Origin of the sequence: Roseobacter sp. OBYS 0001, assembly GCF_019654895.1 — a bacterium.
Classification (GTDB): domain Bacteria; phylum Pseudomonadota; class Alphaproteobacteria; order Rhodobacterales; family Rhodobacteraceae; genus Roseobacter; species Roseobacter litoralis.
Genome location: NZ_BPES01000008.1, coordinates 115,001 through 131,327, shown reverse-complemented (window position 1 = coordinate 131,327; position 16,327 = coordinate 115,001). Strand labels below are relative to the sequence as shown.

At 59.0% G+C, this 16,327-nt stretch carries 6 protein-coding genes; 5 read left to right on the top strand and 1 reads right to left on the bottom strand.

Annotation, left to right across the window (positions count from 1 at the left end; all coding sequences use genetic code 11):
• Nucleotides 1-186: 186 nt before the first annotated feature.
• Nucleotides 187-1,815, bottom strand: coding sequence for a substrate-binding domain-containing protein (locus tag K5Q35_RS15700; RefSeq protein ID WP_220800235.1), 1,629 nt, complete (start codon nt 1,813-1,815; stop codon nt 187-189).
• Between the two features lie 217 nt (nt 1,816-2,032).
• Between K5Q35_RS15700 and K5Q35_RS15695 the strand changes: the two genes are divergently transcribed.
• The 5 genes from K5Q35_RS15695 (at nt 2,033) to K5Q35_RS15675 (ending at nt 16,323) form a co-directional block, all read left to right on the top strand.
• On the top strand, nt 2,033-3,070 hold the full coding sequence (locus K5Q35_RS15695; protein WP_013960662.1) for an ABC transporter ATP-binding protein: 1,038 nt from the start codon (nt 2,033-2,035) through the stop codon (nt 3,068-3,070).
• A gap of 105 nt (nt 3,071-3,175) precedes the next feature.
• Nucleotides 3,176-3,622, top strand: a complete 447-nt coding sequence (locus K5Q35_RS15690) for an RbsD/FucU family protein (protein ID WP_220800234.1) — start codon at nt 3,176-3,178, stop codon at nt 3,620-3,622.
• On the top strand, nt 3,623-4,525 hold the full coding sequence (rbsK, locus tag K5Q35_RS15685; RefSeq protein ID WP_220800233.1) for a ribokinase: 903 nt from the start codon (nt 3,623-3,625) through the stop codon (nt 4,523-4,525).
• Nucleotides 4,526-4,963: 438 nt separating this feature from the next.
• Nucleotides 4,964-12,337 carry a DUF6603 domain-containing protein gene (locus tag K5Q35_RS15680; RefSeq protein WP_220800232.1) on the top strand — a complete coding sequence of 2,458 codons (7,374 nt, stop codon included), beginning with the start codon at nt 4,964-4,966 and terminating at the stop codon, nt 12,335-12,337.
• A gap of 2 nt (nt 12,338-12,339) precedes the next feature.
• The gene (locus K5Q35_RS15675; protein WP_220800231.1) at nt 12,340-16,323 is read left to right on the top strand and encodes a hypothetical protein; all 3,984 of its coding nucleotides are present in this window, start codon (nt 12,340-12,342) and stop codon (nt 16,321-16,323) included.
• The last annotated feature ends 4 nt before the right edge of the window (nt 16,324-16,327 follow it).

Genomic DNA, 16,327 nt, shown 5'->3' with positions numbered 1-16,327 from the left:
TTAATGGGCCGTTCTGCAATGGGCGGCGGCTTTGTAAAAACTGCTTTTGACAACTGCGCTAACGCCTGAGGGCATTTTTATGAACGTTTGATCGCGCGTCAGGTGTTGCACCATGCGGCCATCAGGTGACACAATAAAAAACGGCGCGGTGTAAAAACCGCGCCGTTTTTGTAGCGTTGCGAAGGATCAAAGACCCAGTGACGCCTTGTAAAGCGCGATCTGGCTGTCGCGGCCGATCTGGTCGGTGATCTTTTCCCAGGCGGCGGCAATCGCATCTGCCGTCTCCTGAGCGGAGCCGTATTGACCGGCATAGCCCTTGGCCAGTTCATCTTCGGCAACAGAGTAGTATTGGAAGATGCCCGGAATACGTGGTTCTACGGCCGCATTGGGGTGGTTGTAGCTATCCGCATTCGAGCCCAAGTAATCCTCGACAAAAGCGCGGTCGTAGCCTGCCTCTTCCCACTCTTCATACTGGAAGTGCGAATTCCGATAGGGCTGGAACCCGGTCGGATAGGCAGACGCCCAGAGCGAGATGTCCTTGCCCCCCAGATGTGCGGCCACGGACCATGCCGCCTTTTTCTTCTTCTCGTCGCCCTCAACGGTGGCCATGACATAGACGCCCCAGCCGATATAGGCGTTGTTGGGAGCCACGTTCGGCATTTCGTCCCATTGCCCGGCGGCGGTGTTCCAGACCTTTTCACTGCCCGGGTTGATGCTGAAGCCGACGACGTCGCCCACGACAGATGTATCGGACGTGCGCGCCGAGGCACCAACATCGCCCCACCAGCTGATCATGCCGCCGGTGCCTGCAAGGAACTGCTGGAAGGCAGTTGTGCCGGGGTCTGCGTTGATCTGATCGGTGGGATATGCACCCGCTTCGATCAGATCCATCACGTCCTGAATCGCCTGAACGAAGGCTGGATTATTAACGCGTGGTTTCATCGTATCGGGATCAAACAGCCATGCCGGATCATCGGGGTGTTTGGCATAGGGTGCTGCCCGGTTTTCGAGGAAGTAGAACCCGAAACCGCCCCAACCCTTGAGCGGGTCCAGATACCCATGCGCGGGCAGACCGGTCAGCGGATCTTCCTTGCCTACAAGGTCTTTGGTGATTTGATTGACCTCTGGCCAGGTCGTTGGCACCTCTTGCCCGGTGATGGAATCCGCTCCGAAATAGTCCTTGCGATAGGCGAATGTATGCGTGTCGCCATCAATCGAGACGCGATATGTCTTGCCATCCCATGTACCCACGGGCGCTTTGAGGTAATCCACATAATCGTCCATGTCGATCTGCTCTTTGACCCAATCGGGCATCTCCGATGCGAGGCCCTTGCCCAGCACGTCCCCCTCAAACGGCGCACCCATTTCGATGATGTCGAAATCCACCGTCCCTGTCGCAATCGACTGTTGCAGTCGGGCGTTGTAATCGGCCTGTGCAAGGTCGATCCAGTTGATCTTGGCCCCTGTGTAATCCTCCCACGCCCGCAGGAAACCACGGAAGATAAAGTTGTGCTGGTTCTGGTTGTTCAGCCCCATGAAGGTCAGCTCAACCCCTTCGAACTCGCCTTCGGCCACATTCGCCTTGGTGCCTTCGAGACACATCGCACCGACTTTCTGATAGTCGCTGTCCGTCGGCGTTCCCATGCCCACGCCGGGGATTTTCAGGATGTCGGCACGCACATTCCCGTGCCCGTCCGCCATTGCGGCCCCTTTTGGCATCATGGCCATGGCGCCGACTGCAGCGGTGCCTTTGAGCATCTGGCGGCGGTTCAGTTTTTGCGCCGCGCGGATGTAATTGTAAAGTTCGACCTTCATAGGTGTCCTCCCTGGAAGTAAATCAGATCTGCTAAAACGGGAAGGCGGCAGATATCTCGGCCATCAAATTGATTTGATTGACCGGCACCGTAAGCTCCCCCATCAAGACGCGAGTATGGTCGAGAAATACGTTTAGTCAACAAAAGGTGTCTGACCCCGTGGACAGCGAATTTTTCATTGTTTAGCATCGCCTTAATTCAGGGGGAGTGGAAACGGCATGGCTGACGTCAGGATCACAGATATCCGTAAATCATACGGGTCTGTCGAGGTCATTCGTGACCTGAATGTCGATATCGCGGATGGTGAGTTTGTAGCGCTGGTCGGTCCGTCAGGTTGCGGGAAATCGACGCTTTTGCGCATGATCGCCGGGCTTGAGCCGATCAACGGTGGGACGATTTCCATCGGGGACCGTGTGGTGAATAACCTGCCCCCCGCGCAGCGCGACATCGCCATGGTATTCCAGACCTATGCGCTTTATCCGCATAAATCCGTGGCCGAGAACATGGGCTTTGCGCTCAAGGTCGCCAAAACCGACCGCGCCGAGATCGACCGCCGGGTCAAAGAAGCGGCAGAAATCCTCAGCCTCACCGATTATCTGGACCGCAAGCCAAGGCATCTGTCCGGTGGGCAACGTCAGAGGGTGGCGATGGGGCGCGCCATCGTGCGCGATCCGCAGGTTTTTCTTTTCGATGAGCCCTTGTCGAACCTTGACGCCAAATTGCGCATTCAGATGCGCACCGAGATCAAGGAACTGCACCAGCGGCTCAAAACAACGACTGTTTTCGTCACCCATGATCAGATTGAGGCAATGACCCTCGCTGACCGCATCGTCGTGATGCAGGGCGGATTGATCGAACAGGTCGGCACACCGCTTGATCTATACGACAACCCGACCAATGAATTCGTGGCAACTTTCATTGGTGCGCCGTCGATGAACCTGCTGTCCGCCGAGCTTGAGGGCGGGCAAATTCGCATCGGGGATCATCTGTTCGCGGGGCCCTCAGGCTCTGGCAAGGTCAACCTTGGGGTGCGGCCCGAACATCTGATCCTGTCGGATGACGGTTTGCCCATGGAGGTCAAAGTGGTCGAACCGACCGGGTCGGAAACCATGGTGTTCTTGCGCTACGCAGGTCAGGATGTGACGGCAGTGTTCCGCGAGCGTCATGCCTTTGAGCCGGGCAGCACCATTCATCTGAAGCCAGACCCGGACCGCCTGCATTGTTTCGACGCAGAAACTGGCCAAAGGATGGTTTGACCCGATGATGCCGGATCGTTGGGCTGTGTTGAAGTGGTGATCCATACCGCCATTGGAGCGCCCTTTTGAGCAGGTTTTGGCGCAATAATAGAAAGGACGTAACCCATGTTGAAAGGAATTGATCCCATCTTGAATGCGGAAGTGCTTTTTGCACTGCGCGCAATGGGGCATGGCGATGATCTGATCATTGCGGATACAAATTTCCCCTCTGACAGTGTCGCGAGGGATACTGTGCTGGGAAAAATTCTGCGCATCGACAGGCCTGCCGCCGAAGTGGTGCGCGCTGTGCTGTCCGTTTATCCGATTGATACATTCGTCGATGATGCCGCCGCCCGGATGGAGGTTGTGGATGAGCCAGACACCATCCTGCCCGTCATGCAGGAGGTTCAGCATGAGGTCTCTGCCGCTGGCGGGCCGACAATGATGAGCATCGAACGTTTTGCCTTTTACGACCGATCCAAGAAAGCCTATGCGGTGATCCAGACCGGCGAGCGGCGGTTTTACGGCTGTTTCGCCTTTCGCAAAGGCGTTGTGCCGCCGGATGCGTCATAGATGAGTCGGGTCGTTATTCTCGGCGTCTTTGTGGCCGATACGGCCTACCGCGCGGACCGCATGCCAAAGATGGGTGAAACGATCATGGGCAAGTCCTTTGCCCTTGGTCCGGGCGGCAAAGGGTCCAATCAGGCCGTGGCATCTGCGCGGCTGGGGGCTGAAACACATCTGATTTCGCGGCTCGGGCAAGATGATTTTGGCCGGTTGGCGTTGGAGACTTGGCGCGCGGCAGGTGTCACCCCGCATGTAATCCAGATGGAGGACAGCTATACCGGTGCCGCGCATATCTTTATCGAAGAAGGCACCGGCGACAATGCGATCATCATCGCGCCCGGTGCTGCGGCCTTTATCAGCGGGCAGGATGTGCAGGCGCAGGCGGATTTGATCCAAAGCGCGGATGTCTTTGTAACGCAGCTTGAGCAACCGATGGATGCAGCAGTCAGGGCGCTTGAAATCGCGCGAACTGCCAATGTGGTGACGGTGTTGAACCCCGCACCCGCCGCCGAGTTGCCGCCCGGCATGCTTGCGCTTTGCGACTACATCACGCCCAATGAAACCGAATGCGAGGCACTTACCGGCATTGCAGTTACAGACGCGCGCAGCGCACAGAAAGCCTGTGATACTTTGTCAGAAATGGGTGTCGGCAGGCCAATTATCACGATGGGCGAACAAGGCGCTTATCTCGCAGGGCACGGTTTCGTTCCTGCGGTGCATGCAGGTCCGGTCGTGGAAACGACAGGTGCGGGAGATGCCTTTAACGGCGCATTTGCGGCGGCCCTCTCTGAAGGAAAATCGGCAGAGGTGGCGGTGCATTATGGATGCGTGACGGCAGGAATATCCGTGACACGGCCCGGAACCGCACCCGCCATGCCAACGCGGGCAGAGGTTGAGGCGCTGCTGTAAGCCGCGCTGTTATCTGAGGCAACGCAGCTGTCGAGTTTGAGAGGGCAGTGGTTTCGCCTGAGTCGGGGGCGTCTGCCAACGCGCTGCTGCATTCAAAATGATCGTATGTTTTGACAGCTTGAGCCACGTCCTTTTGGTGCTCAAGGGGCTGGGTGCACTACGTGTAAGAAAGAGCTTCACATGAGTGCCAACCCTATGCCGTGTATGTGAAAAATAGCGGACCGCGCTAAGGTTTACGCGATACTTTTCAGCACTGCCGTATCCCATCTTCAAAGGATGTGCCTCAGGCATTCGACTTCCAGCGCTGGCCCCCGGCGGGAGGCTCGTGCCCATGCCAGTTTGACTCAAAGCACTATTTATGGTTGTGTTAACCTTTAGATTGCTGCCATTTCTCACCGTTATTTTTCTCTTAGCAAGAATTGCGAAGGTGTTTGGCCTATGCCTTTTGACCTGTCACTCGTTGATCTTTTTCGCCCCTACATTTTGCGCGGCGAATCGACCCCTTGGCATGCAGTTCTATCCGTCATTTACGTTGAAAGCTACGAGACCGCGACCGGCCCCGGTGGCATGGTCATTCGCGGCATCGGGCGATTTTCCGGTGATGTGGACCTGCCCACTTTTGATCCCAGCACAGGCACGCTCAGCGGGGCGGCGGCGAATTCGGAAGGGCATCCGAGAAATCAACCCGACCGCTCGGAACCCTGGCTGGACGTAACCGACACAAAGGTCGAGTTCAGCATGACCGTCCCGCGCGTGGCGGGCGCCATTATCGCCGACGGTGTCGCGGGAGTGGCTGGTGGGGATGCCGCGTTTCAAGCGGTGCGCGATGTTCTGGATGCGCTTGATGCGCCACCGATTGACCCGCCGCCATCGGACTATCCAAACACCGGATTTACGCTGGACCTGATCCTGTCAGGCATTGAAATGCGCCCGCCCTTTCTGGAGCCTGCCGAGATGCGGGCGGATGGATTGCTGGTGCCACATACATCGCGCCGGGACGTGGTCTTTCACTTGCCCAAGGTCAAGCTGCGGCTGACCCAAGGGACGGATACGAACGCGCAGGTGCAGGTGTGCCTTGTCTCGCTGGGGGCCTCTGGCCTTGATGATCCGGGCGCGCTTTCGGCAGCCGAGCTTGTCACGATGGAGCCGCATCACGCCTTTATCGGGTCAGGCCGCGTGGTGGGATTTGGCTTTCGCTCTGCATATCTGGACCTGTCGGATGGCTACACACCGCCCGAAGTTCTGTCGCAGTTCGGATTTGATGAAGCCTGGACCGGTCTTTACCTGCCGGAAATCCGGATTTTCTTTGCCCCCAACGGGGCTGAGGATTTCGCCGTCAACGCAGGTGTTGAAAACCTGTTGATCGGATTGGGGGGCTCCAACGGGGTCACGGGCGATTTTGACGTTGCTGTCATCAATCAGGGCGGCGGCGATCTTGTGATCGGCGCGAACTTCTTTGCAAGTGACGGGCGCGGGATTGGTATTACGCGCACCAGCCCGGGTAATGCGACTGCGGCCCTGCCGGAAACCACGCGCCTTGCGGTCGATGTGCGCGGGGGGCGCGCGCCTTACAGCGTCACCGTGGATCAGGGCAGTGGGGCGCAGGCGGGCATCGTGCATGATGTGAGCGCGCCCGCGACCGGCACACGAACCATTACAATCACGGCAGCAGATGCAAGCGCGCCGCCCAAACAAGCAACCCTGACCGTTTCGGTCGGACGGCGCGCGCCGCCCGCGATTGCCCCACCGCCCGGCGCACCGCTTGCAGCCATTCTGGAAACCACATCCATCACGCGCGGCACGCAGTCCTTGGTCGCCCCCCCGCTGGCCTTGCTGAGTGACAACCGAGAGGCGGGCGGCGTCAGGGTCAGTCTGGCGGGGTTCAGCGTGCCGCCGGCGACGGAATGGCGCATCGACGGAGGCCCTCCCACAGTTGGTGTGACGGTGGATATCGATGTGACGGGCGGGCAATCGCGCGCGATTGAGGCGCGCACGCCAGACGATGCGGTGACATCGCTCGTCGGGTTTTTCCGTTTTGATACGCCACCAAAGGTGGATTACACCGATTATGCGCGGGTGCCGGGACACATTCGCGACAAGGAAGCACTGACCGCCAGCAAAACATCAGATTGGCAACCGGGTGCCCGTGCTTTTGATGTGGCCTATACGGATATTCTATCCCGCATTAACCCCAAGGACGTCACCATTACCGGCACGGCCAGCTGGGATGGGGATGATTCAAAGGCGCAGTATAACTGGAAGCTCAGCCAACGGCGCGCCGAAGGGTTGCGTGCACTGATCGAGGACCGTTTTCCGCCCACGTTCACCGGACCTAATGCGCCCTTGGGCGCGACCCACACGGCCAGTTGGCGCGACACCACATGGAAAACCCAAGGCCCCACCAACAGATCACAATATTGGAAGGCGACGATCACAGGCTTTTCGGTCAACCTGCCGGGTGAAGTCATCACCGGTACGGTGCGCAGGCCTGCAGCGCCCGAGCCACTGCCGCCCCCGGTCGTGCCCGACACGCCACCCAATGATCCGGCCACCCCGGATTGGTTCCATTCGGCGCGTCTGAAAGTGCGCATTATCCGCAACCAGTTTGTTGCACTTGAGCTTTCGGGCAAGATCGATTTCCAGACGGGTCTGGAAAGCACACTGCAAAACGGGGGGGCGACCGAACTCCCCGATGACATTCGCGGTATCGGCAACAACCCTGCCGATGGGATTACGGATTTTCTGTTTCTCTACCAGACCGACCCGGCGAGCCAGACGGATGAGGTCAAACTTTATATCGGCGCAGACCCGGCGGACAAAGATGGATTGCTGATGACAGGGCAACTGCCCGGGCAAGCCCTGAAGCCCAAGAATTTCGGACGCGATCTGTTGGGGATGACCACGATCTTCACGCCGTTGCTGGCGGAAAGCACGCCAGCGCAAGGTTCGGATGGCAGCATCGCCCCCCTCGTGGCGTCAGCGGCCGTAGTTGGTGTTGCAACAGGTCTGGCGCAAGCCGGGTTTTTCAACATTGAAAGAGTGATCCTGTTTGGCGGAGAGGGCGCTTTCCGCAGGCAGGGGGATCGCTGGTTGATGAGTTTCCTGTTCGACGTGGAAACAGCCGTATCCGTCAATATCGGGTTTGGCGATGGCGACCCGCTGCTGGAAATTCCGCGCGATACGCCGCTTGCCGTGCGCTATAAGGCGATCGGGCTGAGCTTTGGCGTGCCGCCGGGTGGGGGTGGACGTTTTGATTTGAGACCTGTTTTTGACAGCTCCAAAGGCTATTCCATTGATGTATCGGGCCCCGGTGCCATTCGCGTGGCTGAACCTTTGGGCCAGATATTGCAGGTTCTGGGTGCGCGCATTGCCCGCACGAACCCGCTCAGTTTTGAGATTGATCTGGGCTTTGCCATTGATCTCGGTGTGATCTCGGTTGACCGGGCACGGGTGCGCATGCCGGTTGATCCGCTGGGACCGCCCGAACTGACTGCCTTTGGTGCAGGGTTGAAGGTTCCGGGCGTGCTCGAAGGCTCCGGCTATATGGAGTTCAACAACGGGGACGATGGTACCGAGATCAAGGGCGGGATTGATGTCCGCCTGATCCCCGTCAAGATGCGGATTGCAGCGCAAATTGCGATCAAGCAGATCCCGGAAAGCGCGGGTGGTCCTGCAACCGGCGTGGCGGTGGCCCTTGAGGTTGAACTGCCCGTCGCCATTCCGCTGGCGCAATCGGGTTTTGGCATTTACGGTTTTGTCGGTCTTTTCGCGATGCATTATGCACGTGATGAGGACGGGATCACCTCGCTCACCCCGGCGCTTGAATGGCTGAAGAACCGCGCCAACGGGGATCCTACGAACTTACAAGCCTGGAAAACCAACCTCGACAGTTGGGCCTTTGGCGTTGGGATCACGCTGGGCACGATGGGCAGTCCGATCATCTTTAACGTCAAAGGCATGTTCCTGCTGGAGTTGCCCGGGCCGCGTGTCCTGCTGGTGGTCAAGGCCAACCTGCTGGCGGTGCTGCCTGAGCTGAAAGACAAGAACGCCGAGGGGACGTTCCTCTGTGTCATTGATCTGGACTTTGGGCGCGGGACGCTGACCATCGGCATTTCCATTGACTTCACCATCGACCCGCTGGTCGAGATCAAAATTCCGATTGAGGCGTTTTTCAACCTCAAGGATGGCAAATTCTGGCACGTGTATCTTGGCAGCTTTGCGGGCAAAGACCTGCAGGACAACCCGCTGCCGGGTCCGATCCGTGCGTCCATTCTGGGGGCTTTTGACGGCTCTGGTTACGTCATGTTCTCAGGGCATGGCATCCCAAGCTATCAGCCGCCGGGCAACAATCTGCCCGCGCTGAGCCAGGTCAATGGCTTTGGTATTGCCGCCGGGCTTGAGGTGTCGATCATCTGGGGTAACACCTCGATCAACCTCTACCTCAAGGTGACGGCGGGCTTTAACGCGATCATCGGGTTCCAGCCGTTTTACGTGGGCGGGCTGCTCTATATCCGGGGCGAGCTGAAGCTGTTCATCATCAGCCTGTCGGCCTCTGCGGCACTTTCCGCGCAGGTTGGCGAGCGCGCAGATGGCACGCAGGTCAGTCGCATCGACGGTGAGGTTTGCGGTGAGCTGGACCTCTTTTTCTTTTCCATCAAGGGCTGCGTTGATTTCCACCTCGGCGAGGATTCCAAGATACTGCCCCCGCCACCCGATCTTTATGCCGGGGCCGTCTTGGTGAGCCGCACGCCCGCGCTGGCCGAAGGCACCGGAGTGGATCGCGGCATAGACAGCAAAATTGGCGACATGCCGCGCGACGACAACACGCCCGCGGAGGCAGATATCCCCGTCGTACCGATTGATGCGATCCCGGTGATCAGCCTTGCGATGCCCGCATTGGACGGGGGTATCACGCCGCTGGGTGAGACGCCGGGCGGCAGTACCGGCGCCCCCGCAGGTGGCTTTATCGCACGGGGCGATTTCGCCTATCGCTATACAATGACCGAGGTCACGCTGGAGCGGGTAGGGGAAACCGACGCGGTCATGGCCGGAAATACGCCGTCAACATGGTGGACGCTTGAGCCGCCGGACGGTGAAAACCTGACCACGCATCTGTCCTTGCTGAATTGGGTGCCAAACCCTGCGCCCAAAGCGCTGGAACGGACGGAAATTCTGGAAGAGACCATCCGGGAGCGGTGGGGCAACGTGTGTGAACCCGCAGCCCCTGCGGCCCCGGTTCTGTGGACCTTTTCGGACGAACGTCTTGGCCCGTCAGCCGATGGCTGGGACCTGAAGGGGACTGCATGGCCCGACCCTGATGACGCCAAACGCTCCCGTGATCCGGACGTCGAGCTGCATGTGCATGAAACTTGGCGTTCGGGTGATTTCGCGCTCGATCAGATGCGCGGCATCGTCCCCGCGGTCGTCGAAGGGGGCTTGGTTGATTGCGCGCCCGAGGGCCGCGACGGAACTCCAAATCGCGGCGGCTTTGAAACTGGTCGCCTGACGACAGGCATCAGGGGCGGAGATCTGACAGGTGTGGTTGCCACCTCAGGGCGCGATCTGACGGGCACGCTCAAAAAGATAGATGAAACCGGCACGTCCGCGCTGAAGATGCGGACACTGACGCGGAATATGTCCTTGGGATCAGGCACGTTGAACAAGAGCCTTGGTGACAAGATAACGACCAAGGCCACGTTGAACACCAAACTGAACCGTACGTTGGAGCGCGAAAAGGTAAACCGTGCGATTGCCGGATCATTCGGGACAATCGGCCCGGTCGATCAGTTATCAGCGGAACATCTGGAGCTTGGCGAAGCGATCCGCCGGGTGACACGCGGCGTGGAAATCGAGCGCAGCGCACTGCTTAGCGTGCTGGCGGGTGCCACGGCTGCTGGCCCGCATGGCACGACTGTGCCGGGCGGCTCAAAGGTCGATGAACCAAAATGCCCGGGCCGTGTGCTGGCCTCCCCGCTGTGGGACACGGGCGAGCCGGTGGTCTTTGGAGATCGCAGCCGTGCAGATGAGGTCGCGGACCAGCTTGCATCTCTTGGACTGAAACACGGACCTCTTTCTGATGTGATTGAAGTGGACAGCGGCGAAATCCTGTCCGGTCATTTGCTGATGTGGGTCAACCGCGGCCTATTAAACGATGACCAGCAGGGCACGGGGCGCGGTCTGGTGATCCACTTCCTTGATGGGGATGGCAATGTGCTTGGCATGCGCCCGGTGCGGGTTTCAGACTTGCTGACCGTCACCAGCTTGCCGCCGAACTGGATGGACACAAATGGCCCTTGGTTCGAGGACGTGTATCACACGGTGCTCTATGGTCAGATGCGGCTTGCGCCACGCCAGCCTGTTTGCGTTGAGCTTGCGCCACCTGATGGCACGGAACGCTTCCGGATCGGCGTGCTTTATCTTGATGAAAAGCAGGCGCAGCGTTTTGAGCAACAGGGACGCCCCTATTATGTGGGCGCAATTGAGCTGACCCGCCTGAGTGAAGCGCGCCGTGAAGCTTACGATAACATTGAAATTGAAAAAGACCGGCAGGTGCTCGAAGACCTTGTGAGCGGTCCCAGCGCGGATGTGGCACTGCTATTCCCGGATGCGCTTTACCGTGTGAGCTGTAAAACGGATGTGCGGACCCGCGATGATGAAGGTGCTGAGAGTGATGCCGCGGATCAATCGGCTACATTCTGGTTCCGGACCGATAGTGCCGCACCCAAACGGCTGGATCCATGGATATTATGCACGTTGCCGGCTGAGGGTGAGGCGCATGTGTTCGGGTTGGATGCGCCCCGCTTTGTCTTTGCGACGAATTCAGTGGATCAGTTGTTTGCAGCTTATGGCAAAGAGCTGCGCGTCAGGCTCAAGGCTGCGTCTTTCCGGCAGGTGAACGAGCCAGGATTGCCGCACCCCGTGCCCATCGATGCAGGCACGCTGGAATACGTGAAGGCCCATGTGCTTTCCCCGTTTGAGGCGGTGGTCGAAGACGTTCTTGGCGAAAGCGGGCCTTGCGTTCCGATTGATGAAAACCGGGTGCGGCATTCAATGCTGACCCTGCCGATCCCGCTTGATCCTTACACCGACTACGTCATTGATATTGAGGCGGTAGACATTGGTGCGCCTGCGGAAACCGTCGGCGCGCGTGTCTATCGGTTGAATTTCTCCACCGGCCAGTTCGGACAATTGGAAGACTTTGCAGGTGATTTTCAGGCCACCTTGATGGAGCATCGTTTCGTGCAAAGCGGCGCGCTTCAGGCGATCGGAAATGATCCGCGTTTTGCCGGACGGACGCTGGAGAGCATCCTTGCCGGTCAGGATCTGTTGACCACAATGGGCCCGGAGCTGGACGAGGAACTGATTGGTGCCGGCCTTGAGCCGATGGATGTGCCCGGTGCCGCCCGCGTCATCGTCTTTTGGGAGCAGGCAAACCCGGCAGCCGATCCGCAACCAGCGGCATTGCTGCTGGATGCGAGTGAGCCGATGCATCGCACGCGACCGATTCCGCAGGAAGTCACCGAAGAGGACCCCGATGGAATCGCGGCCACCCGCTGGCGCCTTGAGCCTGCGCCGTGGTTGTCCATCGCGGAAAGCGCGGCATCCGATGACATCGTGGACAAGATCCTGTTTGCACCGGGCGCACAGCGTGCACTCGTAACGCTGAAGGCAGGCTCGCGCGGCAAGAGCCTGCGGATGGATATGATCCGCAAGGCTTTTGACGAACCTTACCTTAACGAAGGTTTTTCCGGCAACGTCGAGATCGAGATCATTGCAACTGACTTGGCCCGCGCCCCGTGGGAAGAAGAGTAGGTATGGCCGTGAAGCGAACATTTTTCCCATATTGGTTCCGCGGTCAGGGCGCGATGATCACCGCAAGCTCGGTTCTGCGACCTTTCGCCGATGAAAATGACGTTGTGACATTCCCTTTTGGCCCCGGCGGCGACACTGCTGCAGGGGGTGACGCGTTGCGGGCAGCGTCCAAGCGCGAAACCCAAGGCATCGACCTCAAGGATTTTGGTAACCACGTCTTTTCGGTGTTTTTGCGCTGGCAACTCAATCCGTCCGTTGGTCTGCCCTCTGAACCGTTCAAGGTCTGGCGTCGCATTGCTTTCCCGCTTCTGCCCAAACCTGTCGCGACGCCTGTCCGAAAGACTGCTATGCCGCCGCTCGGAACGGTCCATCAGTTCTTTCAACCGATGATGTCGGTGAACGTCACCATCAAAAGCAACGGTCCTGCCTTGACGGTCAATATTGTTCCGCTTGCAAATGGCGTTGGCTTTGAAAACATGTTGGGTTTTGAAAGCTTGAGCGTGGCTGCGAATGGCGAGCGGCGCTATCAGTTTTACGCCCCGCACATCACAGCACTGCTGATCAGCGGTGCCGATGGACAGGATGTCACAATCATTGGTGAACCTGTATCACATGCCAACGAAATCACCGGCTGGGAATTGGTCGAAACGGTCGGGCTACCGGTGGATCCCGACAACTTCGCAGACCTGAACGGTCAGGCGCATGGCAAGGAACAGGGTCTCGTGGGCAGCGAGGTCTCCGCGATAGATGCTGCTAAACAGCGGTTTTCGCGCGGCATTAACCCTTTCGGTTGGTATCCCAACTTCCCGACTGGTGACAAAGGACCTGTTTGGGAAATGCCTGACCCGGATGGCATGATTGACGACGCCCGAAAAACGCTTTTGCAAATGCTGCACAAGGCGTTGCAGGCCCCGCCTAATAAGCAGGTGGATGTGCTCGACACACATGTGATCAGCCCGCCGGAAAACCTGAGCGGAGAGGCCATGCCAGCCGAAAAGGGCGAGGCGCATGTTTCGGCTGTGAAGCTGTTGCAAATGGCTGTCGGAACCGACCCGATGCAGTCGGTACTGATGGGTTTCGGGACCGGGTTTCCTTATGTCAATCTTGACCCGATCGTGCTGGCCGATCGGAGTTTTCTCGGCTCTTCCGACATGGCCGACTACGATTATATGATCACAGGTCTTTGGCCAAACGACTTGAACGGAAAAGGAGAAGCACGCGAGCTGGCCGCGATTATCCCCCGTCCACGCCGGGTGATGCGCCCGCTGACGGCTGTTGATCTGCGTGTGCATTTTCTGTCGCATCAGCGCCCCGTCGCCCCGGATGGATCATGGATTGCGACAAGCCGTGCCAGTTGGGAGCGCTTGCCGCTTGATAATCTGAACGCCGTCTCAAGCTTTGCGTTCAGCCGTGCGGAAAGCGGCACGACCGACCCTGCCGCGCCCTTGATGGAGCGGCGTCCATCCGGCAAGGGGCACATGCCAATCGGGAACAACGAAAACCGCAAAGACCCAGAATACCCGCGCCAATCTGCGTCGGACACAGGTTTTGTGATCCCCAATGCCGCCGGTGCTGTCAGCGCCGAATACGGCATCGCCACCCAGAATATCTTTGGCATCTGGAGCCCATGGGCGACCCGCGCCTTTTCAACCACGCAGCCACCGCCTGATCCGGTCAATATCGTGTCAGCGGAACTCAGGCCGATAGATACGGGCAGCGGCACGGTGTGCCCGGCTGATCTGGTTGTCGAGTTTGTTGTGGACTGGCGCGTCCGTTCGGTCGCGCGCATCGACTTTCGCGGTCGGCTGTTTGCAGCGGCAACGCGCCATGCAGAACCGCCGGGTGGTCTGCCCGGAGCGGGCCTGCAAAAATCAATCGGTGGGGCTGTACAAAACGTCTTTATCACCTTTTCGGGGCATGTTGCATCGCTAACCGATCCCGGCGTGCCGGGGTTGAATGGTCAGGCAAGCGTCATCAATCTGGACGCGCAGGGCAGCGCCGAAGTGGCGACTCCGGGTTTTGCAAGTCAGGGACATGCGCGGCGTTACCGCGTGACCATTCCCGCCTTTTCGCTGGATTATGCGGCGACCCCGCATGTGGGGTTGGCGCTTCAGGCGCGTCTGCGCGAGGCTGTCGCACCGGGGCGGGCAGGGGGCTATGGCCCACGCAGCAAGCTGACCTATGCGTCAGACCCACGCTCGCGGCCGACGCAGGTGATTGATATCGTGCGGCTGGCCAGCCTTCCCGATGCAAAGGGCGAGTGCCATGCGATTGTCGAATGGCAATCTGTGCCGGGGGCCGAGGGCTACATCCTGTATCAAAGCACCGAAACCAGAATGCTCGCCAGCCGGAATCTGGCTGAGGCTTTGCCCGGTGTGTCTTTGAGCGACCGGCTGTCCACCCTGAAAACCGAATTTGCCAGCAAACCGGACCGCCGGGACTTCAATCGGGTCAACAAGAAACTGCTGACGGGCACCAATCTGGACGTGGCTTTGCCGCGCGGGTCCCAAGCCATTCATCTATTTGTCGTTATTCCCATAAGTACGGGCGGCGTCGAAGGCCCATGGCCAAGCGGGCCGACCGCAGATGAGGCGATGATACCCTTTGTGGCCCCACGCATTGCAACGCCCGCCCCACCAACCATCGAAGCCTTGCCCGTCGAAGGCCCCGGCGGGTTTGCCGCGCGCATCAGAGTTGAAACCCGCCCCGCGTCAGGCGCAAGGCCGGGTCGTGTTGATATCTATCGAACACGTGTTGCGGATGCGGCGCGCCGGTTGGACAGTATGGGGCCACCTCTGGTGTCGCTGACAGGGAGCACTGCCGATTGGGCAGCCAGTTCTGACACCAATGGATCAGAAACCTGGATTACTGATATCACCGGCAATGATGCTCCATCCGGGTCCTGGAAACCACAATGGTACCGCGCTATCGCATGGGGCTTGGATGATCCGCAACGCGGTATTCGCAAGGGCCGTGGCAGACCGTCCCCTGCAGTTTCGATTGTCATCCCACCCGATGGCCCACCACAGTTGAGCCCGCCCGTGCTTGTCTGGCCGGGTGGCGGGAATCTGGGCGATATACTTGTGTCATTCAATTCAGACGCACCGGTTGATCCCACCGAACTTGGATCGCACAGGATATCGGTCGATGTCCGGTTCGATGGAAAAGACCTGTCGCATTTCTATACTGTCGCACCTGAGGCTGCTGATGACCCGCGCAATCCGGGCGAGAAACTGCCCGGTGCAACGCCGCTGAATCTGGTGAGTGAAGTGCCGACAACAACGCAGACAGCATTCTGGCGCGAGCCTGACGGGTCAGCCCGAAACTATCGCGTCTTTATTCGACGCCCCGCTGCTATGCCCGGCGGCAGTGTCACGCTCAGGCTCACCGACCCGATTGGCCGGGTGACTGAACACTTGGCCCGCTTTGCTCAAGGCTCGATCGTTCCTTTGCCAACCCTCAGCGATGTGGACAGCTTTAGCATCTCTGGCCGTGGAACGGTTTATTCTGTCACAACCGATGCGCCCATCTCTGGGCCGCTTGAATACAGGGTCCGGATCACGATCAGACCAACCTCAGGCGGCGGTATTCTTGGGCCGAACCGTTTGCGCGCCCTGCGCGACCAGACAGAGGAATTTGGCCGCTTTGGTCGCCAATCCGGCAGCGATCCGGGATTTGCCGGTGGCAGAAAAATACCGCGGTTTGAGCCGCGCCCCGGTCCTATCATTGATCTGGGGTCCAACAGGCCGAAATCGCAGTTCAGGACTGATGGCAAGAACCTCGTCTATGAGGCACCGCTTGACGAAATACCTGTTGGTGGCGTTCCGGCCAAGACAAACGCTAAATCGCCGCTCTATTCCGCCAGCCGCCAGAGCATCGGAGTGCGCACCGGCATCACGGTATTCGCGCGCTCGGATCTGCGGGCGATCACCTTCGAGATCATCATGCCAGACGGGCGGCGCGTCTCAAGTTCAGATCGGGAGTGACCTA